Origin of the sequence: Micromonospora lupini str. Lupac 08 (assembly GCF_000297395.2) — a bacterium.
GTDB classification, from domain to species: Bacteria; Actinomycetota; Actinomycetes; order Mycobacteriales; family Micromonosporaceae; genus Micromonospora; species Micromonospora lupini.
On the sequence record NZ_HF570108.1, the window covers coordinates 3,925,676 to 3,951,493 of the forward strand.

Annotated in this window: 26 protein-coding genes; 9 read left to right on the forward strand and 17 right to left on the reverse strand. The window is 73.1% G+C overall.

The features are described 5' to 3' along the window. Window positions 1-1,062 (reverse strand): AMP-binding protein (locus MILUP08_RS19175; RefSeq protein WP_039906285.1); only part of this gene is annotated, 1,062 nt, incomplete at its 3' end. Window positions 1,063-1,363: 301 nt separating this feature from the next. Continuing rightward, a complete protein-coding gene (locus MILUP08_RS19180; protein ID WP_007460629.1) occupies window positions 1,364-1,957 on the reverse strand; it encodes a TetR/AcrR family transcriptional regulator in 594 nt (197 codons plus the stop codon). A gap of 83 nt (window positions 1,958-2,040) precedes the next feature. Here MILUP08_RS19180 and MILUP08_RS19185 point away from each other — a divergent pair, with 83 nt between their 5' ends. Beyond that, window positions 2,041-2,478 (forward strand): nuclear transport factor 2 family protein, encoded by a 438-nt coding sequence (locus MILUP08_RS19185; RefSeq protein ID WP_007460631.1) that lies wholly within the window; start codon window positions 2,041-2,043, stop codon window positions 2,476-2,478. After that, window positions 2,472-3,044 carry a dihydrofolate reductase family protein gene (locus MILUP08_RS19190; protein ID WP_007460633.1) on the forward strand — a complete coding sequence of 191 codons (573 nt, stop codon included), beginning with the start codon at window positions 2,472-2,474 and terminating at the stop codon, window positions 3,042-3,044. Before MILUP08_RS19185 ends, MILUP08_RS19190 begins: the two co-directional genes overlap by 7 nt. Before the next feature lie 13 nt (window positions 3,045-3,057). Here MILUP08_RS19190 and MILUP08_RS19195 read toward each other — a convergent pair whose 3' ends face one another. The 9 genes from MILUP08_RS19195 to MILUP08_RS19235 are packed head-to-tail and all read right to left on the reverse strand — an operon-like array spanning window position 3,058 to window position 11,327. Continuing rightward, window positions 3,058-3,375, reverse strand: coding sequence for an antibiotic biosynthesis monooxygenase family protein (locus tag MILUP08_RS19195; protein WP_007460635.1), 318 nt, complete (start codon window positions 3,373-3,375; stop codon window positions 3,058-3,060). Beyond that, the gene (locus tag MILUP08_RS19200) at window positions 3,372-4,622 is read right to left on the reverse strand and encodes a beta-ketoacyl synthase N-terminal-like domain-containing protein (RefSeq protein ID WP_007460637.1); all 1,251 of its coding nucleotides are present in this window, start codon (window positions 4,620-4,622) and stop codon (window positions 3,372-3,374) included. The genes MILUP08_RS19195 and MILUP08_RS19200 overlap by 4 nt, the downstream gene beginning before the upstream one ends. Continuing rightward, entirely contained in the window at window positions 4,619-5,893 is a 1,275-nt protein-coding gene (locus MILUP08_RS19205) for a beta-ketoacyl-[acyl-carrier-protein] synthase family protein (protein WP_007460639.1), read from the reverse strand. The genes MILUP08_RS19200 and MILUP08_RS19205 overlap by 4 nt, the downstream gene beginning before the upstream one ends. After that, on the reverse strand, window positions 5,890-6,294 hold the full coding sequence (locus MILUP08_RS19210; protein WP_007460641.1) for a cupin domain-containing protein: 405 nt from the start codon (window positions 6,292-6,294) through the stop codon (window positions 5,890-5,892). Before MILUP08_RS19210 ends, MILUP08_RS19205 begins: the two co-directional genes overlap by 4 nt. Continuing rightward, window positions 6,287-7,066 (reverse strand): SRPBCC family protein, encoded by a 780-nt coding sequence (locus tag MILUP08_RS19215; protein WP_007460643.1) that lies wholly within the window; start codon window positions 7,064-7,066, stop codon window positions 6,287-6,289. Before MILUP08_RS19215 ends, MILUP08_RS19210 begins: the two co-directional genes overlap by 8 nt. Continuing rightward, window positions 7,063-8,571: an acetyl-CoA carboxylase biotin carboxylase subunit gene (locus MILUP08_RS19220; protein WP_007460645.1), complete on the reverse strand. Its 1,509-nt coding sequence runs from the start codon at window positions 8,569-8,571 to the stop codon at window positions 7,063-7,065. Before MILUP08_RS19220 ends, MILUP08_RS19215 begins: the two co-directional genes overlap by 4 nt. A 19-nt stretch (window positions 8,572-8,590) precedes the next feature. Then, window positions 8,591-9,238 carry an acetyl-CoA carboxylase biotin carboxyl carrier protein gene (locus MILUP08_RS19225; RefSeq protein WP_007460647.1) on the reverse strand — a complete coding sequence of 216 codons (648 nt, stop codon included), beginning with the start codon at window positions 9,236-9,238 and terminating at the stop codon, window positions 8,591-8,593. Further along, a complete protein-coding gene (locus tag MILUP08_RS19230) occupies window positions 9,235-10,992 on the reverse strand; it encodes an acetyl-CoA carboxylase carboxyl transferase subunit (RefSeq protein ID WP_007460649.1) in 1,758 nt (585 codons plus the stop codon). The genes MILUP08_RS19225 and MILUP08_RS19230 overlap by 4 nt, the downstream gene beginning before the upstream one ends. After that, window positions 10,989-11,327, reverse strand: a complete 339-nt coding sequence (locus tag MILUP08_RS19235) for a TcmI family type II polyketide cyclase (RefSeq protein WP_007460651.1) — start codon at window positions 11,325-11,327, stop codon at window positions 10,989-10,991. The genes MILUP08_RS19230 and MILUP08_RS19235 overlap by 4 nt, the downstream gene beginning before the upstream one ends. Window positions 11,328-11,760: 433 nt before the next feature. On the opposite strand from MILUP08_RS19235, the gene MILUP08_RS19240 reads away from it, so the two are divergent. The 3 genes from MILUP08_RS19240 (at window position 11,761) to MILUP08_RS19250 (ending at window position 14,365) form a co-directional block, all read left to right on the forward strand. Further along, window positions 11,761-12,573 carry an AfsR/SARP family transcriptional regulator gene (locus tag MILUP08_RS19240; RefSeq protein WP_007460653.1) on the forward strand — a complete coding sequence of 271 codons (813 nt, stop codon included), beginning with the start codon at window positions 11,761-11,763 and terminating at the stop codon, window positions 12,571-12,573. Between the two features lie 93 nt (window positions 12,574-12,666). Beyond that, window positions 12,667-13,014, forward strand: coding sequence for a TcmI family type II polyketide cyclase (locus MILUP08_RS19245; protein WP_007460655.1), 348 nt, complete (start codon window positions 12,667-12,669; stop codon window positions 13,012-13,014). 1 nt (window position 13,015) lies between these two features. Next, window positions 13,016-14,365, forward strand: coding sequence for an FAD-dependent oxidoreductase (locus MILUP08_RS19250; RefSeq protein ID WP_007460656.1), 1,350 nt, complete (start codon window positions 13,016-13,018; stop codon window positions 14,363-14,365). Window positions 14,366-14,399: 34 nt separating this feature from the next. Here the strand turns inward: MILUP08_RS19250 and MILUP08_RS19255 are convergent, their stop codons facing one another. Next, window positions 14,400-15,173 carry a maleylpyruvate isomerase family mycothiol-dependent enzyme gene (locus tag MILUP08_RS19255; protein ID WP_007460658.1) on the reverse strand — a complete coding sequence of 258 codons (774 nt, stop codon included), beginning with the start codon at window positions 15,171-15,173 and terminating at the stop codon, window positions 14,400-14,402. A 229-nt stretch (window positions 15,174-15,402) separates the two neighbouring features. Between MILUP08_RS19255 and MILUP08_RS37435 the strand changes: the two genes are divergently transcribed. Both MILUP08_RS37435 and MILUP08_RS19265 read left to right on the forward strand, forming a co-directional pair. After that, window positions 15,403-16,464, forward strand: coding sequence for a hypothetical protein (locus tag MILUP08_RS37435; RefSeq protein ID WP_007460661.1), 1,062 nt, complete (start codon window positions 15,403-15,405; stop codon window positions 16,462-16,464). Window positions 16,465-16,756: 292 nt separating this feature from the next. Further along, window positions 16,757-17,962, forward strand: a complete 1,206-nt coding sequence (locus MILUP08_RS19265) for a low temperature requirement protein A (protein WP_007460662.1) — start codon at window positions 16,757-16,759, stop codon at window positions 17,960-17,962. On the opposite strand, the gene MILUP08_RS19270 is transcribed toward MILUP08_RS19265, so the two are convergent. Both MILUP08_RS19270 and MILUP08_RS19275 read right to left on the reverse strand, forming a co-directional pair. Next, entirely contained in the window at window positions 17,911-18,714 is an 804-nt protein-coding gene (locus MILUP08_RS19270; RefSeq protein WP_007460664.1) for a maleate cis-trans isomerase family protein, read from the reverse strand. The two genes, MILUP08_RS19265 and MILUP08_RS19270, sit on opposite strands and share 52 nt — an antisense overlap. Further along, window positions 18,711-19,538, reverse strand: coding sequence for a hypothetical protein (locus MILUP08_RS19275; protein ID WP_007460665.1), 828 nt, complete (start codon window positions 19,536-19,538; stop codon window positions 18,711-18,713). Before MILUP08_RS19275 ends, MILUP08_RS19270 begins: the two co-directional genes overlap by 4 nt. Before the next feature lie 252 nt (window positions 19,539-19,790). Here MILUP08_RS19275 and MILUP08_RS19280 point away from each other — a divergent pair, with 252 nt between their 5' ends. Together MILUP08_RS19280 and MILUP08_RS19285 are read left to right on the forward strand one after the other, a co-directional pair. After that, window positions 19,791-19,997, forward strand: a complete 207-nt coding sequence (locus MILUP08_RS19280) for a hypothetical protein (protein WP_007460667.1) — start codon at window positions 19,791-19,793, stop codon at window positions 19,995-19,997. Window positions 19,998-20,202: 205 nt separating this feature from the next. Next, the gene (locus tag MILUP08_RS19285) at window positions 20,203-21,162 is read left to right on the forward strand and encodes a TIGR03557 family F420-dependent LLM class oxidoreductase (protein WP_007460670.1); all 960 of its coding nucleotides are present in this window, start codon (window positions 20,203-20,205) and stop codon (window positions 21,160-21,162) included. Between the two features lie 255 nt (window positions 21,163-21,417). Here the strand turns inward: MILUP08_RS19285 and MILUP08_RS19290 are convergent, their stop codons facing one another. From MILUP08_RS19290 to MILUP08_RS19300, 3 genes are all read right to left on the reverse strand, one after another. After that, a complete protein-coding gene (locus MILUP08_RS19290) occupies window positions 21,418-22,923 on the reverse strand; it encodes a right-handed parallel beta-helix repeat-containing protein (RefSeq protein ID WP_039906291.1) in 1,506 nt (501 codons plus the stop codon). A 167-nt stretch (window positions 22,924-23,090) separates the two neighbouring features. Then, window positions 23,091-25,184 (reverse strand): APC family permease, encoded by a 2,094-nt coding sequence (locus tag MILUP08_RS19295; protein ID WP_007460673.1) that lies wholly within the window; start codon window positions 25,182-25,184, stop codon window positions 23,091-23,093. A 99-nt stretch (window positions 25,185-25,283) separates the two neighbouring features. Next, window positions 25,284-25,818 (reverse strand): hypothetical protein (locus MILUP08_RS19300; protein WP_237747128.1); only part of this gene is annotated, 535 nt, incomplete at its 5' end.

Genomic DNA, 25,818 nt, shown 5'->3' on the forward strand with positions numbered 1-25,818 from the left:
GGTGCCGGCGTCGCGGGTGTGCAGCCAGCCGTCGGCCCACCGGGTCGGGTCGCTCAGTCCGACGTACGGCGACGCCGGGCAGGACACCCACAGCTCGCCGGCGGACTCGCGGACCTCGATGCCAGGCGCCGGGGCGATCGACGGCCGGTGGGAGCCGTGCAGGTCGGTGCCGATCACCCCGACCTCGGTCATCCCGTACATGTTGCCCAGCGGCACCCCGTACCGGTCGGTGAACGCCTGGGCCACCGCGGCCGGCACCAGCTCGCCGCCGGTGGTCATCCGCCGCAGTTGCGGCAGAGGGCCGGAGGGTCGTGTGGAGGCGAGCAGACCGATGTGGAACGGCACGCCCAGCACGGTGGCCGGCGTCGGGTCGGCGGCGATCGCGGCCAGCACGGCGTCGCCGCTGAGCCGCTGCGGTGGCACCAGCTCGACTCCGGCGTGCAGGCCGTAGAGGAGGCCGCCGACGAGCCCGAGCACGTGCACCATGGAAGGCAGCAGGATGATGCGCTCGCCGGGCAGCGGCACGCCGTCGATGCGGGTGTAGCGGCCCACCTCGGCGACCAGGTCGGCGGCGGTACGGCCGATCACCTTGGACGGTCCGGTGGAGCCGGAGCTGAGTTGGATCACGGCGTGCCCGCTGACCGCCGGGCGGTCGGCGTAGCGGGTGACGCTCTCGGTGACCTCGACGAAGACCTTCAGCGCGCCGCCGGAGGTCCGCAGCGGCGCGATCACCACCTGCGGGGTCAGCCGGGTCAGCGCCCGGTCCACCTCGTGGTCGGTCAGCCGGTGGTCGAGCAGGATCGCCTGCCCCCCGGCGCGCCAGGTGGCGAGCAGGTTCACCACGTACGCCAGCGAGGGCGGCAGCCGCAGCGCGGCGGCGCCACCGGGTCGTAGGCCGGCGGCGGTGAGCCGGTCCTGCGCCGCGGTCACCAGCCGGTGCAGGGTGACCCGGTCGATCGGTTCCGGCAGGCGGAGACAAATGTCGGTCGGACGGCCGGAGAACAGGACGTCGTCCACCCATCCGGGGTTCTCAGCCGTAAGGTTTCCTGTCGATTGATCCATCGCCCTCGCCGTTCAACCCGCAGCACAAATTAGGGCATAATCCCCGTTTGTGAACATCTTTCGGGGTGCTGACGGAACCCTACGACAGCCGCGCGGAGCATCGCTAGATGCAAATGGCTAGATCAAAACAGCGCCCGGACCGATTGCCACATACCGCCGCCGACCACGCCCGGGCGGCCCGCCCAGGCGGCTCGATCAGGCGGCCCGCCCATGATCGACTCGGGTTCACCGAACCCGGGGTGTCCGACCCGATCGGATACCGCAGTTTGCAGGAATCCGAGTCGATCACGGGTCCAGGACCCTACGCGCCCTGCGGCTTCGTCGCTGCCGGCGCGGGCGTGGTCAGGCTCTGGAAGCAGGGGCGCAGCAGGTCGATGATCTGCTCGGGTGAGGCGTCCGCGAGGTGCGTGAGGCGCAGCAGGTACCGCTCGGCAAGCACGCCGTGGATGATGGCGCTGAGCAGGCTGGCGCGCAGGTCGGCGTCGGGCGTCGCAATTGCCTCGGTGATCTGGTTGAGCTGGGGTTCCCCGGCGGCCCGGTAGCGGTCGGCGGCGTCGGCGTTCGTGAGCATGGAGCGCAGCACCGCCAGGGAGGCCACCGGCTCACCGGTCAGGCGCCGGCCCAGCGACGTGAGCAGCGCCTCGGCCACCTCGCCCGCGGTGCCGGCGGGTACCTCGTCGGCGGGCACCTCGACGGCTCGGGCGAAGAGCAGGTCCTTGCTGCCGAAGTAGTGCATGACCAGACCCGCATCGACATCCGCGGTGGACGCCACGGCCCGGATCGTGGTCCGTTCGTAGCCGAGTTCGGCGAAGAGCTGCCGGGCCGCGACGAGGATCCGCTCTTCGGTTCGAAGGCGCTGTTGCGCTCTGGTGGGGCGGGCGCTCGGCTCGGTCACGACGTCATTCTACGGTCGTTGACCGGCGAACCTCCACATTCTACACTCGTTCAATCAACGGGCGTTCAACGAGAGGAGTGGCGGTGGCCGTGCCATCACGCGACGTCGCCGAGCAGATCCTGCGCGCGAGCCGCGCGCAGGACACCGAAGGGTTCGTCAGCCTGCTGGCGCCGGACTGCCGTATCGAGTGGCCCTACCGGCCGGCGGGCCTCCCGGCCGGCGTCCAGGGCCGTGAGCGGATCCGCGAGTTCCTGATCGGGCAGGCCAACGGTCTCGTCACGTTCGACGAGTACCGCAACACGACGATCCACGAGACCATCGACCCGGAGGTCGTGATCGTCGAGTACGAGGCGCACGGCACCGTGGTTCCCACCGGAGCGCCCCTGCACCAGACGATCATTGCCGTTCTCCGGATCAGAGACGGCCTGGTCGTCTCGTACCGTGACTACCTCAACCCCCTGGTGCTGGCCGAGGCCCTGGCCGGCGTCGACTCCGACGCGATGGGTGTGCCGCAATGTTGATCTACGCGATGAGCGTCTCGGTGGACGGGTACGTCGCCGACCGGAACGGCGGGTTCGGGTGGGGGGCTCCCAGCGAGGAGCTGTTCGGCTTCCACCTCGAACGGGTGCGTGGGCTCGGCGGCTATCTGCTGGGCCGTCGGCTCTACGAGGACATGCTGGTGTGGGAGACGGATCCGTCGATGCGCGACACCGACCTCAAGGCCGCGTTCGCCGACGTCTGGTCCGCTCTTCCGAAGGTCGTCTTCAGCCGTACGCTCGACAAGGTGCAGGGGAACGCCCGACTCGCCGCGGCGTCGGTCGCCGAGGAGGTCGCCGCGACTCTGGACGCGACCGACCGGGACGTCGAGATCGGCGGCCCCGGCCTGGCCTCGGCGGCGTTCGAGCGGGGCCTCGTCGACGAGCTGCGCATGTTCCGCCATCCGGTCGTCGTCGGTGGCGGTACGCCCTACCTGCCACCCGTCACCGAGGACGTACGGCTGGACCTGATCGAGACGAGGACGTTCGACTCGCGGGTGATCTACGAGCGTTACCGCCGCGTCCGGGACGACTCGGACCGACAGCCCTGATCAGCGCGGGCGGTCAGGCCAGCGCCGGCGTCTGCGCGTGGATGTGGAAGCGCAGCGAACGGGCGTCGGTGAAGCACTCCCGCATCGGGCGCACCAGGTCACGGTGTTCGGGGGTGCGCTCCCAGTTCTCGAAGTCGGCCAGGCTCGCCCACTCGCTGGTGATCAGCCACTGTTCCGGGTCGGTCGACGAGCGGCAGACCTGGTCGACCAGGTGACCCGGCACGCCGTCGGCGACCAGGTGCCGCACCTCCTCGTACGCGGCGAGGAACCGCTCGGTGCGCGGCGCCGGCACCCGCACCAGGAAGACCACTCGGGCCCGCTGCTCGCTCATGGCGTCTCTCCCCTCGTCGGCGCGGCCCCCCGCAGGACCAGCGCGCTGTTGAAACCGTCGAAGCCCCGCGCGCAGACCAGCGCGAGCCGGCTGCGCGGCCGGCGGTGCTCCCGCAGGAAGTCCAGCTCGCACCCGTCGGCCACCCGGTCCGGGCCGGCGGACGCGGGCAGCGTGTCGTGCGCGAACGCGAGCAGGGCGGTGGCCACGTCCAACGCCGAGCCGCCCTGGTGCGCCCGGCCGGTCAGCGGCTTCTGGGTGGTCACCGGCGGCGGCCGGTCGGCGAACACGGCGCACAGCGCCTCGGCCTCGCTGCGGTCGTAGCGGGGCACACCGAGAGCGTCCGGCAGCACCACGTCGATGTCGGCCGCCGCGACTCCCGCCCGGTCCAGGGCCAGCCGCATCGCGCGGGCGTACTGGACCGGGTCGCCGGCGCTGTCGTCGGTGGTGTGCGCGGCGTCGTGGGTCGCGCCCCAGCCGCTCACCTCGCCGTAGATCCGGGCGCCCCGCGCCAGCGCGTGCGCCAGCTCCTCCACCACGAACACCGCTCCCCCCTCGGCCGGCAGGTAGCCGCTGGCCGACGCGTCGAACGGCCGGTACGCCCGCTCCGGGTCGGCGACGTCGCTGAGCAGCCCGGAGCGCAGTTGGCAGGCCAGGGCGTACGGGCTCAGTGGACACTCGGTCGCGCCCGCGATCACCACGGGCGTGCCCCGGCGTACCGCGCGGGCGGCGTGCGCGAGGCTGTCCAGCCCGCCTGCCGTCTCCGCGACCAGCACCCCGCTCGGTCCCTTGAACTGGTGATGGATGGAGAGCTGTCCGACGCTTGCCGCGTAGAACCAGGCGATCGACTGGTACGCCCCGACGGTCCGCGACGTCCCGCCCCACAGCCGTTGCAGCTCCCGCTGGCCGAACAGGTTGCCCCCGGACGAGCTGGCCAGGGTCATGGCGTAGCCGTACGGGTCGGGCGCCCGTTCGGGCAGGCCGGCGTCGGTGAGCGCCAGCCGGGTGGCGGCGAAGCCGAGGTGCGTCCACCTGTCGGTCTGCACCAGTTGCCGGCTGTCGGCGTACGAGCCGGCGGTGAAGTCGGGGACCTCGCCGCCGAAGCGGGTCGGGTAGCCGGACGGGTCGAACAGGGTGATCGGCCCGGTGCGCCGGGTGCCGGCCAGCACGGTACGCCAGTGCGCGTCCACCCCCACGCCGCTGGGCGCGACCACACCGATGCCGGTGACGACCGCCCGCGGGGCGCTCACGCCGCCACCGTCGGGGGCAGCCGGCGGAACACCATCGCCGACTGGAAGCCGCCGAACCCGCTGCCCACCGACAGGGCCACGTTGACGGGCACCTCCCGTGCCTCGTTGGGCACGTAGTCCAGGTCGCACTCCGGGTCGCGGGTGCTCCAGTTGGCCGTCGGCGGCACCACGCCGAACTCGATCGCGAGGGCGCAGGCGGCCATCTCGATCGACCCGATCGCTCCGAGCGAGTGCCCCACCATCGACTTGATCGAGCTGATCGGCACCCGGTACGCGGCCTGGCCCAGCGCCCGTTTGAACGCGGCCGTCTCGTGCCTGTCGTTCTGCCGGGTGCCCGAGCCGTGGGCGCTGATGTAGGAGACCTGCTCGGGGGCGACGCGGCCCTGCCGCAGCGCGTCGGTGACGGCGAGACCCATCTCCAGCCCGTCCGGGCGCAGGCCCGTCATGTGGTAGCCGTTGCTGCGGCTGGCGTAGCCGGCGACCTCGCAGTAGACGTGGGCGCCGCGCCGCCGGGCGTGCTCGGCCTCCTCCAGCACCAGCACCGCCGCGCCCTCGGCCAGCACGAACCCGTGCCGGTCGGCGTCGAAGGGACGGGAGGCGTGCGCGGGGTCGTCGTTGTCGGGGCTGGTCGCCTTGATCGCGTCGAACGAGGCGACGGTGACCGGTGAGATCGGCGAGTCCGCCGCGCCGGCAAGCACGATGTCCGCCTCGCCGTCCACGATGAGCTGGTGGGCGTACCCGATGGCGTCGATGCCCGACGTGCAGCCGGTGGAGACCACCTGCGCCGGGCCGTGCAGCCCGTGCCGGCACGCCACGTCGGCGGCCAGGCTGCTGGGCACCAGCGCCTGGTACAGGTACGGGCCGCCGAGCGCCGCGTCGACAAGCCAGCGCCGGCCGTGGTCGCTGACCCGCACGTACTCCTGTTCCAGGGCCATCGTGCCGCCCACCGCGGTGCCGAGCACCACCCCGGTGCGGTCCCGCTCGGCGTCGCTGAGCATTAGGCCGGCGTCGGCCATCGCCTCGGTGGAGCAGGCCAGCGCGAACTGCACGTACCGGTCGGCGCGGCGTCGCTCGGCGTCGGTGAGCCCGGCGGCGATCGGGTCGAAGTCGCACTCGGCCGCGATCTGCGAGCGGAACGGCGACGGGTCGAAGAAGCTGATCCGCCGGGTGGCGGTCCGTCCCTCGGTGATGGTCTTCCAGAAGCGGTCCCGGCTGGCGCCGCCGGGAGCGACCACCCCGATGCCGGTCACCACCGTGCGCCGCCCGGTCACGATCCGCCCCGTTGCTCGACCAGCTCCGTGTCGACGTGTCCCAGCTCCGGGCGCGGGGCCAACGGGCCCAGGTGGAAGACCACCTCGGCCGGCTCGGATCCGGTGTTGCGCAGCCGGTGCCGCACGTTCACCGGCACGAACAGCGCCTCGCCGGTGGACACCGCCGTGGGCTGGTCGTCCAGGTCGACGGTGATCGCGCCGCGCGCCACGTAGAGGAACTCTTCGCTGTACGGGTGGTAGTGCTCGGCGATCCGCTCCCCCGGCGCGAGGGTGGCCACCCCGAGGAAGCCGGAGGTGCTGCCCACGGTGCGGGGCCCGAGCAGCACCCGCAGTTCGCCGCCGCGCCTCCGGTCGGCCGGTACGTCCGCCGCGGCGATCGGCCGGGTGCCCAGGTCACTCATCGCCGGCCCCCGTCGAGGCGTCGCCGGCCACCGCGCGGTCCTGCACGCCGGCATCCTGGCGGTCCTGCTCCTCGCGCTGCCGGGCGATCCGCTCCACCCGGTCCTTGATGACGGCGAGTTGGATGACGCTGTTGGTGTTGATCCGCTCGGTCATCGCGGCGTTGTCGACAGGCGCGGTCGGCTTCATCGCGAAGTCCTGCGTCCAGGCCATCCGGGTGCCGTCGGCCTCCTCGGTGTAGCGCCAGTGGATCCGCATGTACTCGAACGGCCCGGTCTCCACCCGGTGCGCCCGCACCTGCCGGCTGACCGGGTCGGCGGTGCGTTCGCTGACCCAGCTCCACGCCACGCCGTTCTCGTCGGGGTACATGGTGAGCCGGAACCGCACGGTGTGCCCGTCGCGGTGCAGGATCTCCACCACGGCGTACTCGGTGAACAGCTCGGTCCAGTTCGTCACGTCGTTGGTGACGTCCCAGACCAGCGCCAGCGGGGCGTCGATGACCACGGAGTTCTCGGTGTGCCCGGGCGGGTCGGTGCGGCGGGCGACCAGGTCGGCCACCGCCGGGATGCTCAACTGGCCGGCCTGCTCGGGGATGCTCACCTGCCATCGGTCGGACACGACGGCGGAGAGTTCCAGCAGGGCGAGCGAGTCCATGCCCAGCTCCTCGAGCGAGGCGGCGGGCGCTCGCGCCGCGGCGTCGGCGTCCAGCCCGCAGTGCGCCACCAGGATGTCGGTGATCTCGGCGGTCATCGGGCGACCATGGGTGACGGTCATCGGGTCCTCCGGTTGGGTACGTCGGGCTCCGCGGCGGGCGCGGCGCGGGGTGTGGGGGTGACCGTCGACCGCTGCGCGGGCGCCGGCGACGATGGTGGTGGGAGCGACGGCGACGGTGGTGGTGGGAGCAACGGCGACGATGGTGGTGGGAGCGACGGCGCGGCGAGCAGACGGTCGACCAGGCCTGTCGTGTAGCGGCCCTTGCGGAACGCGGCGTCGTCGAGCACCCGCCGGACGAACGGGATGGTGGTGCGCACGCCCGGCCCCGCGATGTCGAACTCCTCCAGGGCACGCTCCAGCCGGTTGAGCGCCAACTCCCGGTCGGGCGCCCACACGATCACCTTGGCCAGCAGGGAGTCGTACCAGGGGCCGACCAGGTAACCGGCGCTGGCGTGGGTGTCCACGCGGGTGAACGGGCCGCCCGGCGGGGTGAACCGTTCCAGGCGGCCGGGCGTGGGCGCGAAGTCACGCTCCGGGTCCTCGGTGTTGACGCGGCACTCCACGGCGACGCCGTGCAGCCGGATCTCCTCCTGCCGCCACCGCAGCGGCACCCCTGCCGCGATGTGCAGTTGCTCGTGCACCAGGTCGATCCCGGTGACCATCTCGGTGACGGGGTGTTCCACCTGGATCCGGCAGTTGATCTCCAGGAAGTGGAAGCGTTCCTCGGCGTCCACCAGGAACTCCAGGGTGCCCGCGCCGACGAAGCCGACCTCCAGGGCACCCCGTAGCGCGGTCTCGGCGATGGCGTCGAGCGTGGCGGCGGACAGCGCGGGAGCGGGCGCCTCCTCGACGAGTTTCTGGTGTCGGCGCTGCACGGAGCAGTCCCGGGTGCCCAGATGCACCCCGTTGCCGTGGGAGTCGCAGAGCACCTGCACCTCGACGTGTCGGGCCTCAGTGAGGTACCGCTCGACGTACACCCGGTCGTCGCCGAAGGCGGCCTGCGCGGCGGCCCGCGTCCGCGCGTACGCCCGGGCCAGCTCGGCCGGGTGGCGCACCACAGTCATGCCCCGGCCACCGCCCCCGGCGGCGGCCTTCACGATCACCGGGTAGCCGACGGCGTCGGCGACCTCGGCCGCCGCGGCGGCGGTCGCCACCGGCGCGACGCTGCCCGCCGGCAGCGGCAGCCCGGCCCGGCTCATGAGGGCCCGGGCCGAGGACTTGTCCGCAAGCGCCGCCATGACCGCCGGCGGCGGCCCGATGAACGTCAGGCCGTTGTCGGCGCAGATCTCGGCGAAGTCGGCGTCCTCGGAGAGGAACCCGTACCCGGGATGCACGGCCTGCGCGCCCACCTGTCGGGCCGCCTCCACGATCGCTGCGGCATTGAGGTAGCTGCGCCGGCTCGACGCCGGCCCGATCCGGACGGCCTGGTCGGCGAGGCGCACGGCCGCGGAGTCCGCGTCGGCGGCCGAGTAGACCACCGCCGTCCGCACGCCCAGCTCCTTGCAGGCACGCAGCACCCGCAGCGCGATCTCACCCCGGTTGGCGATCAGCACGGTCTCGAACATTCCTCACCCATCCCCGCCGTCAGGCCGGATCCAGCTCGACCAGTGGCTGGTCGTACTCCACCGGCTGGCCGTCCCCGACGAGGATCGCGACCACCCGCCCGGCCCGGTCGGCGGTCACCTCGTTCATCAGCTTCATCGCCTCGACGATCGCGACCGGCTGGCCGGGACGGACCAGGTCGCCCACCGCGACGAACGGCCTCGCGCCGGGCTCCGGCGCGCGGTAGAACGTGCCGACGATCGGCGCCCGGACCGTGGCGCGCCCGGGCACGGGCGGCCGGATCAGCGCGACCGGCGGGCCGGGCACGACCGCGCCCGCCGTCGGGGTGGCACCGGCCGACGGCGGGGCCGGGGGTACGGGCGACCGGGCGGCTGCCTCGTCCGGATGCCACTGGACCTCCAGCACCGTCGTCCCGCTGCACAGCCGGATCCGACGCACCGGCCCGGGAAGTTCGGCGAGCAGGTGTCGCGCCTGCCGACGCAGTCCGACAAGCACCTCCTCGGCGTCCGCGTCGGCCTCCCCCTGCCCGTCCGCCGGGTGCCGCCCGTCCGGGCGGACACCGTCGTGGCCGTCGGCCGCCTCGGGGCCGGGGTGCGTCGCCGGTCGGCCGTCGCCGTCGGGTCGACCGTTCTGGCCGTCCACGGTGGACACGGTGGGCGCGGCGGTCATCGGGCGACCGCCCGGACACCGGCGCGGGTGGCGCCGAACCGGCGGAACCGCTGCCGGCGCAGGCGGACCAGCATCGCGGGCGGCACGTCCAGCAGCGGCAGCAGATTCGCCAGCAGCGCGGCACGCAACCGTCGGGCGGTCTCCGCGGGGTCGTCGTGGGCGGCCGTCGCCGGTTCGGGGACGATCTCGTCGACGACGCCGAGGCGACACAGGTCGGGTGCGGTCAGCCGGAGCGCGCGGGCGGCCTGCGGCGCGGCGGAGCGGTCCGGCCAGAGGATGGCGGCGCAGCCCTCCGGGCTGATCACCGAATAGACGGCGTGTTGGAGCATCAGCACCCGGTCGGCGACGGCGAGGGCCAGCGCGCCACCACTGCCACCCTCACCGGTGATCACCGCGAGGACGGGCGTGGGCAGCACGGTGAGGGTGAGGATGTTCTCCGCGATGGCGGCCGCCTGGCCGTGCTCCTCGGCGCTGATCCCCGGGTCGGCGCCGGGGGTGTCGACGAGCGTGACCACCGGCAGGCCGAGGCGGGCGGCGAGACGCATCAGGCGCAGCGCCTTGCGGTGCCCGGCAGGGCTGGCCATCCCGAAGTTGCGCGCGACCAGGTCGGCGGTGGTGTGCCCCTTCTGGTGGCCGATGACCATGACGTGCCGGCCGGCCAGCCGCGCGACACCGCCGACGATGGCGGGGCAGTCCCCGCCGAGCCGGTCGCCGTGCAGCTCGACGAACCCGTCGAACACCGAGTCCAGGTAGTCCAGGGTGGTGGGTCGGCCCGGGTGGCGGGCCGTCCGCACGGTGTCCCACGCGTCGCGTACCGCAGGTGTCGGGTCGTCGGCCGGCCGCTCCCCGACCGCGCGAGGGCCGTCGGGCACCGCCGGCGGGACCACGCCGGCCAGGCGCTCGTGGTGTGGCGCCGGCTCCTGACGGGGTACGGGCGGACGCGCCGGACGGCCGGCGCGGGCCGCCGCGAGCAGCGCGGCCAGTCGACCCCGCAGCGACCGGCGCTGCACCACCATGTCCACCTGACCGTGGCGCAGCAGGAAGTCGGCGGTCTGGAACCCCTCCGGCAACGCCCGACCGGTGACCTGGCGGATCACCCGTGGCCCGGCGAAACCCATCCGGGCGCCGCTCTCGGCGAGCACCAGGTCGGTGTTCGTGGCGAACGACGCCGCCACCCCTCCGTAGGTCGGGTCGGTGAGCACGCTGACGGTGAGCAGACCCGCCTCCCGCAGCGCGGCGATGGCCTGGCTGACCGTGGCCATCTGCATCAGCGACAGGGCGCCCTCCTGCATCCGTGCCCCACCGGACGCGGTGACCAGGATGAGCGGCACGCGGTCGTCCAACGCCCGCTCGGCGGTCCGGGTGATCAGCTCCCCCACCGCGCAGCCGAGGCTGCCGCCGAGGAAGCGGAAGTCCATCACGGCCAGGGCGGCCGGCTGTCCGCCGATGGTGGCGGTGGCGCAGAGGACCGCCTCGGCCAGGCCCGTGCTGATCCGCGCGGCGCTGAGCCGGTGCGGGTACGGCAGCACGTCGACGAAGTCGATCGGGTCGGCCTCGGGCAGCCGGTCGGGCAGCAGGCGCAGGGAGCCCGGGTCCACGAGCTGCCGCAGTCGTTCCGGGGCGCCGAGCCGGGTGTGCTCACCGCACTCCGGGCAGACGTCCAGGTTGCGTCGCAGCCGCTTGCGGTAGAGCAGGCTCGCACAACCGGCGCAGCGCGACCAGAGCTGCTCCGCGGGCTCGGCGGCGGCGGTCACGAGCGCCTCCCGGCGTCCGGGGCGTCGAACCGGTAGAAGCAGTGCGCCATCGCGTCGCGCGGCGAGCGCCAGGTCGGCAGGTACGGCGAGACGTACGGCCGCAGCCGCTCGCTGACCCGGACGAACTCGGGGTGACCACGGGCGGCCTCCACCGCCTCCTGCGCCGGATGCTCGGTGTCGAGCAGGTGCACGTAGAGATCGTGCAGTCGGTACAGCGAACGGTGCCGGACGCCGACCAGGCGCGGCAGCTCGGTCGCGTCCGACTCGGCGAAGATGTCGGCCACCTGTTCCTCGGCGGTCGGTACGACCTTCGCGACGATAAGCGATCGGTCCATGGCTGGGCCTCCCCCCACGGCGTCCGGGCCGGCCGGTGAACCTCCGGACGCGCTGGACGACTGCGGCCACGATGCGGCAGTCGTCGTCACGGCGGCGTCACCGTGGCAGACCAACCGGCGACGCTGCACGGTGACGCTGCGTTGACGCAACCTGTGCATCGGCTATGCGTCCCATGTGTACGACGCGATCGACGGGAATGACGTTTCAGCAGTTCAGAACCGATCTCACGGTTGACCGCCATCGAGAGCGGGCCACCGCCGGCGTTGACTCAACGTGACCATTATTGATAATCTTCACGGTGGCCAGCCCGGCGGCTCCGACGGGCGGTGCGCGCCTTCACAGCCGTGGTCGCCTGCCATCGACGGTGGCGACACGGCGCCGATCCGGGACACAGCAGACAGTCGGGACGAGCGTTCCGCAGGGGGTGCCGCCGTGGCCGTTGAGCCGTCCGTGCCGACCGCCACAGGTCCCGGCGAGGCCGACCTCGCACTGCACCTGCTCGGCGGTTTCCGGCTCCTGCACGCCACCGCGCACATCGTGGTGCCGCGCGGTCTGCAACGGGTGATCGCGCTGATCGGGCTGCGTCCCGGCGCCACCCGCAGCCAACTGGCCGGGCTGCTCTGGCCCGACGTGTCGGAGGAGCGGGCACTGTCGTCGCTGCGTACCGCGCTGTGGCGGCTGCGGCAGGATCCGTGCTGCCCGATGGTCGTGGCCGGCGACACGGTCCGGCTGGACCCGGCGGTACGCCTCGACGTGGACGACCTCGTGCAGACGGCCGCCCGCGTCCGCAACGGCGACGACCCGCGCACCACCGCAGGGGCGCTCGCCGCGGGCCGGCACGACCTGCTGCCCGGCTGGTACGACGACTGGGTGCTGCTGGACCGGGAACGGCTGCGACAACTGCGCCTGCACATGCTGGAGCAGGTGGCCGCGCAGCACCTCACTGCGGGGCGGCACGGCGAGGCCCTCGAAGCCGCGTTGGAGGCGATGGCCGCCGAGCCGCTGCGCGAGACGCCACACCGGCTGGTGGTGCGCATCCACCTCGCCGAGGGCAACGCCTTCGAGGCCGTCCACGCCTTCTACGTCTACCGCGACCTGTTACGCCGCGAGCTGCGCCTGGAACCCAGCCCGGCGATGAGCGCCCTGCTCGACGACACGCTCGCCCCGATCCGGGCGGCCACCCGCCAGGCGACCGCCGGCCGGGAGACCACCGCCCGACCGTCACCGGCCGGGCGACCCACGTGACGGTGATGTGACACACCCTGCGGCACGGTGGGCGCAACGAGCACGTGACCACCGGCCTCCGGGCCGGGATCGGCCACCGGCGGAAGGGTTCCCATGAGTCGTCTACTGATCGTCAGCCGGATCATCCCGGGCGCGGAGGAGCGGGTCGCCCAGATCTTCGCCGAGTCCGACGCCACCGAACTGCCCGGTCTCACCGGCGTCACGCACCGGTCCCTGTACTGCCTGCACGACGTGTACGTGCACGTCATCGAGACCTCGGACGTCAACCCGGGCGCCCTCGCCGCCGCCCGCAACCACCCGCTCTTCCAGCAGGTCAACGAGCGGCTGGCCGCCCACACGTCGCCGTACCTGTCGACCTGGCGTTCCCCCCGCGACGCCATCGCCGACTGCTTCTACCGGTGGGACGCGGCCGACGCGGCAGCGCCGCACCCGGCCGGCTGACGTGTCCACCGCCCCGCCGCACGTCCTGATCATCGGCGCCGGCACCGGCGGGCTGTGCCTCGCGCACGGGCTGCGTCGCGCCGGGATCAGCGTCGCCGTCTACGAGCGCCACCACCACAGCGCCGAAGGGCTGCTCGGCTACCGGGTGGGCATCGGCCCCACCGGTAGCCGGGCGCTGCGCGAGTGCCTGCCGCCGAAGCTGTTCGCCACGTTCCTGGCCACCTGCGCCCGGCCACCGAGCTACTTCAACGTCGTCACCCAGCGGCTGCGCCAGACCGCCTCGTTCGAGTTGCGGCCGACCGCCGACCCGGTGCACACCGAACACTCGGTGGCCCGGATGGTGCTGCGCCAGGTGCTGCTGACCGACCTGGGCGACGTGGTGCGCTTCGACAAGACCTTCGTCCGGTACGAGCAGCACGACGACGGCGCGGTCACCGCGCACTTCGCCGACGGCACCACCGCCACCGGCGACCTGCTGGTGGCAGCGGACGGCACCCACTCGGCGGTACGCCGCCAGTACCTGCCCCACGCGGTCACCCGCGACGCGGGCACCATCAACATCGCCACCCGCATTCCGCTTACCGCGCAGACCCGCGACCTCGTGCCCGAGCGGGTCCGCAAGGGCATCTCGCTGATCTTCGGCGCCGGCGGCACCATGGGCGTGCTGCACGTGATGGAGTTCAAGTGGGACGCCGACCGCACGATCAAGCCCGGCGTCACCGACGACGACGCCGCCCTGTTGCGGGCCTGGTCCGGCCTGTCGACGCAGACCAGCACCGACTACATCAACCTGATCATCTGGAGCACGGCCCGCCGGTTCCCGGCCGACGTGCTGAAACGCCGAGGTGAGGACCTGATACGCGTCGCCCTGGACCTCACGCCCAACTGGCATCCGCACCTGCGGGAGCTGTTGCGGATGAGCGATCCGGGCAGCGCTCTGCCGATCAAGGTGAGCACGTCCGAGCCGACGCCACCCTGGAAGAGCAGCAACGTCACACTGCTCGGCGACGCCATCCACACCATGACGCCGGGGCGTGGGGTGGGCGCGAACACCGCGCTGCGCGACGCCCGCCTGCTCTGCGAGCACCTCACCCGGGCCGCCGCCGGGGACAAGACGCTGGTGCAGGCCGTGGCGGACTACGAGGCCGCCATGGTGCCGTACGGCTTCGCGCGGGTCGCCGAGTCGCTGAACCGCAGCGGCACCAGCGGCGACGACCGGATGTACCGGCCGGTGGTGGGCCGGCTCGCCCTGCTCGGCGCGCGCGGCTACTTCGGAGTGACAAGCCGGGTGCCTCCGCTGCGCCGGCGCTTCGTCGACGACTTCCACACCTACGAGGGCGACCAGGACTGAGCGCGCCGGGCGGTGGGTACGTCGTCGCGTCCTGTTACTCCGGCTCCCAGGCGATCAGCTGGTCGAAGACGCGCCGGTCGCCGTCGACCCGCAGCGAGTCCGTGTGAATGCGGCCGTAGCAGAACATCACCAGTTCATGTGCCGTGCCCCGGGCGGAGACATGGGCCAGCTCCGGGCCCACGCCCGTGACCGGCGTCGAGAGGCGGGCGGCCCGGGCGCCCTCCGCGGAGAACCAGAGCCGCCAGGAACGGCCCTCGGTGGCGTGGTAGTCGACGACCGCGGGCTCGTGCGGCCACGCGGACGTCGTCGCGACGCAGGTGGTCACGAACTCGTCGACACCGTCGAGGGCCACCTCGTCCGGCAGCGGCTGCGGGGCGCCCACGGTGACCTGGGCGTCGTAGGTGTGCACCGCGACCTGCTGGAGCTGGTGCCGGGCGACGGCACCGGCCGTCTGCGGCGACTGCGAATCACCCCACCACGTCCAGCAACCACGGTCCGGGCCGGCCTCCCGCAGGGCGTCGAGCAGCTCCGCCGTCGACGCGGTGAACCAGGCGAGCAGGGCCTCGCGCTCCCGGGGCACCACCGGGGTGGAGACCGCCGGCGGAGCGTCGGCGGGCCCCGCGGCAACGATGGCGGCCCATCTGCGGCGCCCCTCGCCCAGGTGCTGCACCAGGTCGAACAACGTCCACTCGGGGCAGGTCGGCACCCGCACGTCGAGGCTGGGTGCCGCGGCGACCGCCGCCCGGAAGGCGCTCGACCGTTCGTCCATCAGCCGCAACCGGTCGGCGAACTCCAGAGTCTCTTCCACCGCGGCTTTGTACCACTCTCCTTCCGCCGGCCGACAGCGGATTTCCCCACCGGCGGGCGGCGTACTCGCCGTGGCGGCGACGCTGCGTCACCCGCCGCGCACCCCGCGAGGTGACCCTCGCGACCATGGCGCCTGCGACCGGTCCTCTCTGTCGCCGGTAATGCGCGTGTGCGAAGCTGCGGCGAGTTTTTCTCGTGATTTTTTCGACGAGCAGAGAGGGAGGTTCGCCGTGGAGTGGTCTATCGGACACTCGCTGATAGTGGTACTGGCGTTGTTGCTGGGCCTGGCCGCCGGATGGTTGCTGCGCGGCCGGCAGGACGCACGGGCCAGCGGACAGGGTCGGTCCATCGTGGATGGTGACCCCGTCGCCGGCCTGGCCGTGATCGACGGTCCGGTGCCGCCGGCCGCCACCGACGAGGCCGCCCCGGTGGCGTCCCTGGACGCTCCCCCGGCCGCGGTCGCCGACGAGCCGACTCCGGTGGACACGGTCAGCGCACCGGCCGCCGTGACCACGCCGGACGACTCCGCCCCGGACGCCGTCGACACGGGCGACATGGCCCTCACCGAAGCCCCGCCGCCCGTCCTCGCCACCGAGCGGACCGACGCGGTCGACGACGCGCCCGCGTTCGCGGCCGACCCGGAGCCGGTCGCGGCCGACGAGCAGCCGGCGACGGTGATCGCACCGCGCCAGCCGATGGACGACAGCGCCGACACCCTGCCGGCCGAGACCACCCTGGCCGCGGACACCCCGGCCAAGGCCACCTCGGCCGAGACCGACCTGGCCGCGGACACGCAGGCCGCGGACACGCAGGTGGAGACGAGCCCGGCCGAGACCACCTACGCCGAGGCCATCCCGGTAGAGACCAGCCCGTCCGAGGCTCCGGAGGCCGAGGCCCCGTACACCGAGGTCACCCCGGTCGAGGCGACGCCGGTTGTGGCGACGGCCGCGACCTCGGCGGACGCCGCGGACGCCGAGCCGGTGCGGGCCGCCCCGCCGGTCCGGGTGGCCGACACCACGCCGCCGCAGGCGGACACCGAGCCCACGGCCCCGGCGGACGACTTCCGCCGGATCCAGGGGGTCGGGCCGAAGATGGCGGCCGCGTTGCAGGCGGCCGGCGTACGCACCTACGCCCAGCTCGGCGAGCTGGACGAGCCGGCGCTGCGCGACCTGATCCGGGCCGCCGGTCTGCGTGCGGCACCCGCGTTGGCCACCTGGCCCCAGCAGGCACGGGTGCTGGCCGGCGCCGGTGACCAGGTGACCGCGGTGTTGCCCGGCGGCAGCCAGGGCTGAGTGCCGACAGCGAACCCCCGGGCGCCCGTCCTCCCGACGGTCGGCCGGGGGTTCGCTCGTTGCGGCGGAGAGGTCGGGGCCGAACGCCAGGGCCCTGACCGGCCCGGTGTCCCGGAACCCGCGCCGGACGGGCCGCCCGGACACCCCGGCGTCAGGAAGGCCGAGCCGATCGACCGTCTCCCCGGTCGGGGGACGAGCGTCCGAACCGGGGGTGGCGGGCGCGACCGCTGGCTAGCGTCGGTCGAGGTGGGCCGGACGGCCCGCCGAGTCCACCGGCACCGCAGGAGCAACCGTGCACCTCTCCGCGCCGGAGCCCGGGCACGGCAAGTCCCGACCGCCGGTGCGCGACCCGGATTCCCCCCGCCGGGTGACGCTGCTCGAACTCTTCTTCGACCTGGTGTACGTGGTCGCGCTCGCCCTCATCTCGCGGGGCATGGTCGACCAGCTCGACTGGCATCGGGCCGGGCAGGCGTTGATCCTGCTGGCCGCGGTCTGGTGGACGTGGGCGATCACCACTCTCGTCACCGACCTGTACGACCCGGAACGCACCGAGATCAAGCTGCTGATCAGCGCCGTGATGTTCGGCGCCCTGTTGATGACCACCGCGATCCCGGAGGCGTTCGGCGCACGGGGAATCGTCTTCGCCGCCACGTACGTGACCATCCACCTCGGGCGCGGGCTGTTCCTGATGCCGGCCGTACGCCGCGAGCCGCAGACCCAGCGCAGGGCCATCCGCATCTTCGTCTGGTTCGCCGTGTCGGCGATCCCCTGGATCATCGGCGCGTTCGTCAGCGGCGACGCCCGTCTGGCGTGCTGGGCCATCGCGCTCGCCATCGACTACAGCGGCTTCCGACTCGCGTACCCGGTGCCCGGGTTGGGGGTGGTGCCGGAGCCACAGCGCAACGTCACGGCCGAGCACCTCTCCGAGCGGTACCAGCAGTTCTTCATCATCGCCCTCGGCGACGCCATCCTGACCATCGGCACCATGTTCAACCTGGCCCACTCCGAAGCGCAGAACATCGCCGCGTTCGCCGTGGCGTTCGCGACCACGCTGGTGCTCTGGCGGATCTACGTGCACAAGTCGGGCCAACTGCTGCCGACGGCCATCAAGATGTCCGGAGCGCCGGGCAAGTTCCTGTTCACCGCGCCGTACACCCACCTGCTGATGATCGCCGGGGTGGTGGTCACGGCCTCCGGGTTCGACCTGGTGCTGCACGACCACAACGGCCGTACGCCGCCGGCCTGGGTGGCGGTGATCCTCGGCGGCCCGGCGCTGTTCCTGGTCGGCAGGTCCTCGTTCGAGTACGAGGTGTTCAGCCGGGTGTCGCCGTCGCGGGCCGGCGGTCTCCTGGCGTTGCTGACGATCGCGCCGGCGGCGCTGTACCTGCCGCCGGTCTTCGCCTCCCTGGGCGCCCTGCTGGTGTTGGCCGGCGTCGCGTACGCCGACTACCGCCGCAGTCGCGGCAAGCCGCCGGAGGTCCCCGCCCCGCCGCACTGAACCGCTGCGCCGGCCAGCAGTCCACCCGCGTCCGGCACGTACGGGTCGACGCCGAGCACGGTCAGCAACTGGTGCACGGTGGCGGTGGCGGCGGTGAGCACCGGCCGTTCGAGGCGGGCCTCCACCAGCGGCACCGCGTCAAGCGACGGCAACTGCACGCAGGCGGAGACGACCACGGCGTCCACGTCGGTCACGTCCAGCCGGTCGGCCAGCTCCACCAGCCGCGCCGTCGGGATGCGGCCCACCGCCACGTTGTCCGGCTCGCCGAGGCTCACCGCCTCGGTGACCCGCACGCCGTACCCGGCGAGGTAGTCGACGACTGTCGCGGTCAACGGCGGCAGGTACGGCGCGATCAGCGCCACCCGGCGCGCGCCCAACGCCCGCAGTCCGGCCACCAGCGCGCCCGCGCTTGTCACCACAGGCATGTCGTGCCCGGCCCGCACGGCCGCCCGGCCCAACCGCCGCTCGGCCCGCTCGTGCGCGCCGACGCCCTCGCACATCACCGCCACCAGGCAGGCGTACGCGAGCACGTCGCACCGGGCGTCGGCCAGCTCGGCCGCGCAGCGGACCGACGAGCGGTTCATCCGGGCCAGCTCGTCGGCTGTCACCTGGTGCAGCCGCACCCGGCTGGCGTGGGTGGTGAACCGGGTCGTCGGGTCGACGGTCTCCCGCCGACGCAGCAGCGCCGGAATCTCGGTCTCCATGGTGGTGTTCGAGCTGGGCACCACCAGGCCGACCCGGTAGTGGCTCACACCAGCGCTCCCGCGTACCCCCGGACCTGCAACCGCCGCGCGGCGGTGTCGCCGAGGCGCACCTGGAGGCCCAGCGGCGCGGCGGCCCGGCGGACGTCGTCCAGGTGCAGCGAACCGTGCCGGTCCACGGTCAGCACCGGCGGCTCCTCCAGCTCGCCCTCCGGCGCGTGGAACGAGAGCAGGGTCACCGACGTGGTGAGGTAGCCGGGGTAGGCGGCGCGGGCGGCCGCCTCGTCCGGGTGGGCGAGCACCACCAGGTCGTCGAGGTGGGTGAAGTCGGCGGCGAGCGCGCCGGCCTTCCAGTGCGCCGGCTCCTCGGTCGCCCCGGTGTGGTGTCGGGACCGGTTCGCCGACGTGATGTAGAGGTGATCGGTGCCGGTCTCGGCGAGCGCCCGCTCGAAGAACGCGTTGGACGGGCAGGTCAGACCGGGAGCGATGACCTGGGTGGTACGCAGGCCCCGGTCGATCTGGGTGAGGTGCTCGGGCAGCCGGTCGGCGGCGGGCCCCCGGAAACCGAACGGCCCGGCGCCGTAGAGGGCGTCCATCAGCGCCCGCACCCGGCCGATCGGCAACCGGGGCGAGATCCGGGACCAGTCGAACATCCCCGGGATCCGCCCGACGGCGGTGGTGATGCTGCCGACCTGCTGGACCGGGCGACCCTTGGCCAGGTTGACCCGGCGCACGGTGGCCGCGTCCGGCCTGGTGACGATGACGTAGAAGTTGGCGAACGCCGCCGCGACGACCGCGCCGCGGGCGAGCGCGCGGGCCGCGACCGCGACGTCCTCGGGGCGGTCGATGTACAGGGACGGGGTGGGGGCGTTCATGGGTCCTCCTCGGCGGGGCCGTGAGGCAGTTCTACGTCCGGCGGCCCGTGCGGCAGCCGCGTTGGTCGGCGATCCGATAGCCGACCGTCGGGACGCGATGCGGGCGGCCGATGCCGGTGCGGTACCGACGGCGGACGGCATCGGCCGGACGGAGGATCCGGAGTGGGTGCCGGGCGCTCACCGTTAGCCGCGCGACCCGATTGGGTACAACGCCTGCACCTCAGATCCACCACATACCTTCAGGAGGCAGCGATGCGCGGCACCTCGATACTCGGAGTCATCGTCGTGATCTGGCTGGTGATCGGCGCCATCGCCGGCGGTCAGCGGGGTTACTACAGCGGCGACGACACCAACTGCGCCGAGGCCGGCACGATCCTGGTCACGATCGTGGCCGGACCGCTGAACTACATCGGGGCCAACCCCAAGGTCGACTGCAAGCTGCCCGAGCCGTCCAAGTAGGACGAACACGGTCCACCGGCCCGCGCCCGTCCGGGGCGCGGGCCGTCTGCTGTCCGGGGCACGGGAGCACCGCCACACCGCCTGGGGCACCGCCACACCGCCTAGGGCGTCCTAGGAGGCTAGCTGGGACGCCGGGGCGGCGTTTGTCCTTCCCGAGGACGGGAACCGACCGGCGTCAGCGGGCGGACGGAATCGGGAGCGTGCCATGCAGATCGGCTACAAGCTGGCCTCGGAGGGTTTCGGGCCGCAGGAGATCATCCGGCAGGCCGTCCGGGCCGAGCAGGCCGGCTTCGACTTCGTCGAGATGAGCGACCACTTCCACCCCTGGCTTGACGCGCAGGGCCACTCGTCCTTCACCTGGAGCGTGCTCGGCGCGATCGCGGCGAGAACCACCACGCTCCGCCTGGCCACCGGCGTCACCTGCCCGACCGTGCGCTACCACCCGGCGATCATCGCGCAGGCCGCGGCGACCATGGCGCTGATCTCCGACGGACGCTTCACCCTCGGTGTCGGGGCCGGTGAACGGCTCAACGAACACGTCGTGGGCCAGGGCTTCCCCAGCGTGCGGGGCCGACACGAAAGGCTGCGCGAGGCGCTGGAGATCATCCGGCTGCTCTGGCAGGGCGGCTACCAGTCGTACGAGGGGCGACACCTGCACCTGGAGGACGCCCGGATCTTCGACCTGCCGGACACCCTGCCGGTGATCGCGGTCGCGGCCAGCGGGGAGGCGTCCGCCCGACTCGCCGCCGAACTGGGCGACGGGCTGTTCGCCACCGATCCGGATGCCTCGATCGTCGAGCACTACCGGCGAGCCGGCGGATCGGGCCCGCGCTACGCCGAGGTGCCACTGGCCTGGGCCACCGACGAACAGCAGGCGGTGCAGGCGGTGTTGCAGACCAGCCGGTGGATGGTCACCGGCTGGAAGGTGATGAGCGAGCTGCCGAACCCGGTCAACTTCGACGCGGCAAGCGCGCACGTGGAGGAGAAGCACATCCGCCAGCTCTTCGCCGTCGGCCCCGATCCCGAGCCGCACGTGGCGAAGGTCCGGTCGTACGTCGACGCCGGCTTCGACCACATCGTCCTGCAGAACGCCGGCGGCGACCCCGACGGCTTCCTCGACTTCTTCGCCGCAGACCTCTCCCACCGACTGCGCGCGCTGGGCTGACGCGGCCGGCTGCGCGAGCTGGGCCGACGCCCCCGGCTGCGCGCACTGGGCCGACGCCCCCGGCTGCGCGCACTGGGCCGACGCCCCCGGCTGCGCGCACTGGGCCGACGCCCCCGGCTGCGCGCACTGGGCCGACGCCCTCGGCTGCGCGCGCTGTGCCGGAGCGCCACGGCAGCCGCCCGCCCGGACGACTGTCCGGGCGGGCGGGTGCGCTCAGGATGGATGCGCTCGACGACGAGGTGGGGATTCGACGACTCAGCGGAAGCAGTGCGCGATCGGGACCGTACTGCCCTCGCAGTTGGTCGGCTCGTTCTCGACGACCACGCTCTCATCGTCGATCTTGACCTGGGCGTGCTCGGCGAAGATGCCGCCGGGCTTCACCGTGGCCGCGTTGTGGGTGACCTTGCTCGTGTAGAGCGCCACCGAGCCCGCGGTGGCGTAGATGCCGCCGCCCTTGGACGTCGCGCCGACGGCCTCGTTGCCTGTCACGTCGCTGCCGCGCACGAGCAGGTTGGACTTCTCGGTGTAGATGCCCGCCCCGATGCCGTGCGTGGTGTTGCCGTCGACCACGCTGTCGTCGAGGGGCAGCAGGCCCTTGACGGTGGAGATGGCCCCACCGTTGACGGTGGAGGTGTTGCCGCGGATGGTCATCCTGCGCATCACCAGCACCGCGTCGGAGTTGGCGGCGCCACCGCCGACCTGCGCGGTGTTGTTCAGCAGCTCGGTGTCGTACACCTTGGTCCGGGCCGAGAAGCTTGCCAGACCGCCGCCCTGCCCGGCGCTGTTCTCGGCGAGCGTGGAGGTGTCCACGTCCGCCGCGCCCCGGTAGTTGCCGAGCCCGCCGCCGTAGCCGTTGGCGCTGTTGTGGCGGAACTCCGAGCGCTTCAGCGTCAGCACGCCGCCGTTGAGCAGGCCCCCGCCCTTGCCCGCGGCGCCGGAGGCGCTGTTGCCGACGAAGGTGGAGTCGGTGACCACCATGTTGCCGTCGTTGAAGATCCCACCGCCGCCGCCCTCGGGCGAGAGCGAGGTGCTCTGGGTGACCGTGACCCGCTCCACCACGGCCGTCGCGCCGTGCACGACGTGCACGCTGCCGCCCTCGATGAGCGAGCGGCCGTTGTGCAGCTCGAGGTCCCGCAGGGTCAGCTCGCCGCCGTCGCGGACGGTGAAGAAGCGGAACGGCGCGGCCTGGGCGTCGCGGGCGATTGTCGCGCCGGCGCCGTCGATGGTGATGCCCTGGTAGATCACCGGCAGGCCGGACGTGTCGTCGGCCGGGTTGTGCGGCGGAGCGTCGGCGTCGCCGGGGGTCTCCGCGGCGTCGGCCTGCTCCCGGGCGTCGCGGATCCCACCGTCGTACTGGTCGGTCTCGTGGAACGCCTCGGTGAGGGTGTACCGGCACCGGGGCGCGAGCCGCAGTTCCCCGCCGCCCTCCGCGTTGGCCGTCACCAGCGCGGACACCAGCTTCGCGGCGTCGCAGGGCACCTCGATCACGCCGTGCCTGCCGGTGCCCGGGGTGTTCGGCCGGGCCCGCTCGGCGTCGTCGCCGCCCCGCTCCGGCGCGGACCGGTCGTCGGCCTGCCGGTCGTCGTCGCGGGCGGCCGGGGTGGTCAACCTGCCCAGGCCCGGGAGGGAGAGGTCGCGGTCGGCCGCCGCGGCGGCGCCGGCCGCCCCCACGACCAGACTCCCGGCCAGGAGCCCACCGGCTAAGAACCATCGGGACCGCCGTCGGGGTCGTGCCGGGCGGTCTCCTCGGTACGTGGACATCAGGTGCCTGCCTTCCTGGGTACGTGACGTGACCGCGCCGATCGGGGCGTGGGGTGCTCGACGTGCCGCCGACCACCAAAGGTCACCATAAGACCGCAATACGGACAGGAAGGTGTGAACGTGAATAGTGCTGTCATTCATCTTTTACGACACCAGACGTCGCGTGCTCACCCGCCGACGTGGATGCCGGGCCGACGCAGCGGGTCCGGCTCGGTACGACGAATGATCTCCCGCACCACCGGCGGGGTGTCCCCCCGGCCGAGGATCAGGTACCGCAGCAGGTGCGCGATCGGGCTGCCCTCCGACCACTCGAAGTGCGCGTGCGGGCGTACCCCGGTGGCGTCGCGCAGCGCCAGCAGGATCGCGGCGATCGCGTTCGGCGCGGCCGGGCTGCTGGCCCGCAGCACCCGGAAGCCGGCCACCTCGACGCCGTGCACCCGGAGCACCTGGCTGAACTCCGACGGATCCACCACGTCGATCTCCAGGAACAGCACGTCGGCGGCACCGGGCACCGGGTTCATGCCCCGCTGCGCCCGCTCCTTGATCGTGTACTCCTTCACCGAGCCGCTCTGCCGCTTGTTCGCGATGAGGTGCAACTGCCCGTCGTGCGCCAGCGACTCGGCGACGAACCGGCGGGCCTGCTCGTCGAACTCGATCCGCTCGGCGCGCAGCTCAGTCGTCCGGGTGACCCGGGAGATCAGCGACACCACGATGATGCCGAGAATGAACAGCGCCGAGATGGTGATCCCGTCCGGCTGCTCGACGACGTTCTCCAGCAGCGCGTACAACAGCACCAGGGTCAGCACCGTGAAGCCGACGCCGGCGGCGCGCTGACGGTGCCGCACCGCGGAGATGGTCACCGCCACGGCGCCGGAGACCATCATCGCCAGGATGCCTGTGGCGTACGCCCCGGCCTGGGCGTTGACGTCGGCCCGGAAGGCGATCGTGATGGCGACGCTGACCACGGTGTAGACGATCACCACCGGGCGTACCGCCCGCGCCCACTCCGGGGCCATGCCGTAGGAGGGCAGGTAGCGGGGCACGATGTTGATCAGCCCGGCCATGGCCGACGCGCCCGCGAACCAGAGGATGAACACGCTGCTCACGTCGTAGACGGTGCCGAACACCTCGCCGAGATAGGTGTGCGCCAGGAAGGCAAGCGCCCGACCGTTGGCGGGGCCACCCGGGCGGAACTCGGCGGCGGGGATGAGCGCGGTGGTCACGAAGGTCGTCGAGATCAGGTACACCGACATGATCAACGCGGCGGTGGTGAGCAGCCGGCGGGTGTTGCGGATCCGGGCGGCCAGCCGGGCCGCCCGGTCCGGGCCGTCGGCCGACACCAGCGGCATCATGCTGACGCCGGTCTCGAAGCCGGACAGCCCCAGCACCAGCAGCGGGAACGCCAGCACGGCGGTGAGCAGGACGTGACCCGCCCCGCCGCCCGCGGTCACCGCGGTGGTCCAGTCCGACACGATCGCGGGGTCCTCGACGATCCGGGTGACCGCGACCACCACGATCACCGCGTTGAGGACGAGGAAGACCGCCACCAGCGGAATGGCCACCACCACGGCCTCGCGGAAGCCGAGCAGGAAGACGCCGCCGAGGACGAGCAGCAGCGCCACGGTGACCACCACCGGCACCGCCGGGCCGTGCAGGGCGTCGGGCAGGTACGGGTTCTCCAGCAGGTGCACTGTGGCGTCGGCCGAGGACAGCGTGATCGTGATGATCCACGAGGTCGCCACGAACCCGAGCAGCACGAGCACGAAGATCTTGCCCCGCCAGAACGGCAACAGCCGTTCCAGCATCGCCACCGAGCCCTGCCCGTGCGGGCTCTCCTGGGCCACCCGGCGATACATGGGCAACATGCCGAACAGGGTCAGCGCGACGATCAGCAGGGTCGCCAACGGGGACAGCGCTCCGGCGGCAACGGCCGCGATGCCCGGCAGGTACGACAGGGTGGAGAAGTAGTCCACGCCGGTCAGGCACATCACCTGCCACCAGGCGTGCCTGCGGTTCTGCCCCTCGCTCGTCTCCGGGCCCGGCGGCTGCACCTGGTGCTCGAAGAGCCACCGGCGCAGCGGACTGGCAGGCGGCGCCGACCGGGCCGGGCTGGCGACCCGCTCGGGCACCACGACACCCTGCCGGCCGCCGGCGTGCGGGCGGGCCGGGTCACGGGCGGCGCGCAGGGCCGGGTCCGGCCCGGTCGGCGTGTGGCGTCGTCCGCTCCAGCGTCGCGGTTTCGCCCGGTGCTCGTCAGCCATCGCCCGTCCCACCCTCGCAGGTCCTGATCCGACGGTAGGTGGTAGCCGACCCTCCGACCGGCGAACGGGGTACGCGGATGGCCTGCTCAGGGCAGGTCCTCATCCGGCGAGCAGCCGAGCCAGGGCCGGCGGGTCGGCGACGGTGACCGTGGCCGCCGGATGCCGGGGCCAGCCGCCGGGCGCCAGGGCCGGCACCCGCACACCGAAGCGCAGGCAGACCCCGCCCGCCGTGCTGCTGCCGAAGCTCACGCCGCCGTCGGCCAGCGACAGGTGGGGGCCGATCACCCGCCACCAGCGGTACGGGCCGGCCACCTCCGCGCCGAGCACGTTGTCCCGGCCGGTGCGCAGCCGCCACGGCCCGTACCGGATCACCAGGTCCCGGTCGGTGACGGCGACCCAGGCCGTCGCCGGCCGGACGCCCAGCAGCGCCAGCGCCGGACGGAACGCCGGGTCGAAGCGGAACGGAAACCGGGTCGGAGCGGAGGTCATCGCGCACCGGGACGGGCGGCGGGTCGCGGAACCGGGCCACCCGGCCGCAGCGGGCCGGGCCGCGCGGGGCGGGGTCGGGCGGCGGGCCGGCGGCGGGCCAGGACGGTCATGGCGCGGGCGTACCCCGTACGGGCCGACCGACACC

What these genes read in the sequence shown, in the direction of transcription:
- MILUP08_RS19245 (WP_007460655.1), top strand. Translation starts at nt 12,667, where the DNA reads ATGAGTCGTCTACTGATCGTCAGCCGGATCATCCCGGGCGCGGAGGAG.
- MILUP08_RS19290 (WP_039906291.1), bottom strand. Translation starts at nt 22,923, where the DNA reads ATGTCCACGTACCGAGGAGACCGCCCGGCACGACCCCGACGGCGGTCC.
- MILUP08_RS19220 (WP_007460645.1), bottom strand. Translation starts at nt 8,571, where the DNA reads ATGTTCGAGACCGTGCTGATCGCCAACCGGGGTGAGATCGCGCTGCGG.
- MILUP08_RS19190 (WP_007460633.1), top strand. Translation starts at nt 2,472, where the DNA reads ATGTTGATCTACGCGATGAGCGTCTCGGTGGACGGGTACGTCGCCGAC.
- MILUP08_RS19235 (WP_007460651.1), bottom strand. Translation starts at nt 11,327, where the DNA reads ATGGACCGATCGCTTATCGTCGCGAAGGTCGTACCGACCGCCGAGGAA.
- MILUP08_RS19295 (WP_007460673.1), bottom strand. Translation starts at nt 25,184, where the DNA reads ATGGCTGACGAGCACCGGGCGAAACCGCGACGCTGGAGCGGACGACGC.
- MILUP08_RS19275 (WP_007460665.1), bottom strand. Translation starts at nt 19,538, where the DNA reads ATGAACGCCCCCACCCCGTCCCTGTACATCGACCGCCCCGAGGACGTC.
- MILUP08_RS19215 (WP_007460643.1), bottom strand. Translation starts at nt 7,066, where the DNA reads ATGACCGTCACCCATGGTCGCCCGATGACCGCCGAGATCACCGACATC.
- MILUP08_RS19225 (WP_007460647.1), bottom strand. Translation starts at nt 9,238, where the DNA reads ATGACCGCCGCGCCCACCGTGTCCACCGTGGACGGCCAGAACGGTCGA.
- MILUP08_RS19195 (WP_007460635.1), bottom strand. Translation starts at nt 3,375, where the DNA reads ATGAGCGAGCAGCGGGCCCGAGTGGTCTTCCTGGTGCGGGTGCCGGCG.
- MILUP08_RS19210 (WP_007460641.1), bottom strand. Translation starts at nt 6,294, where the DNA reads ATGAGTGACCTGGGCACCCGGCCGATCGCCGCGGCGGACGTACCGGCC.
- MILUP08_RS19280 (WP_007460667.1), top strand. Translation starts at nt 19,791, where the DNA reads ATGCGCGGCACCTCGATACTCGGAGTCATCGTCGTGATCTGGCTGGTG.
- MILUP08_RS19285 (WP_007460670.1), top strand. Translation starts at nt 20,203, where the DNA reads ATGCAGATCGGCTACAAGCTGGCCTCGGAGGGTTTCGGGCCGCAGGAG.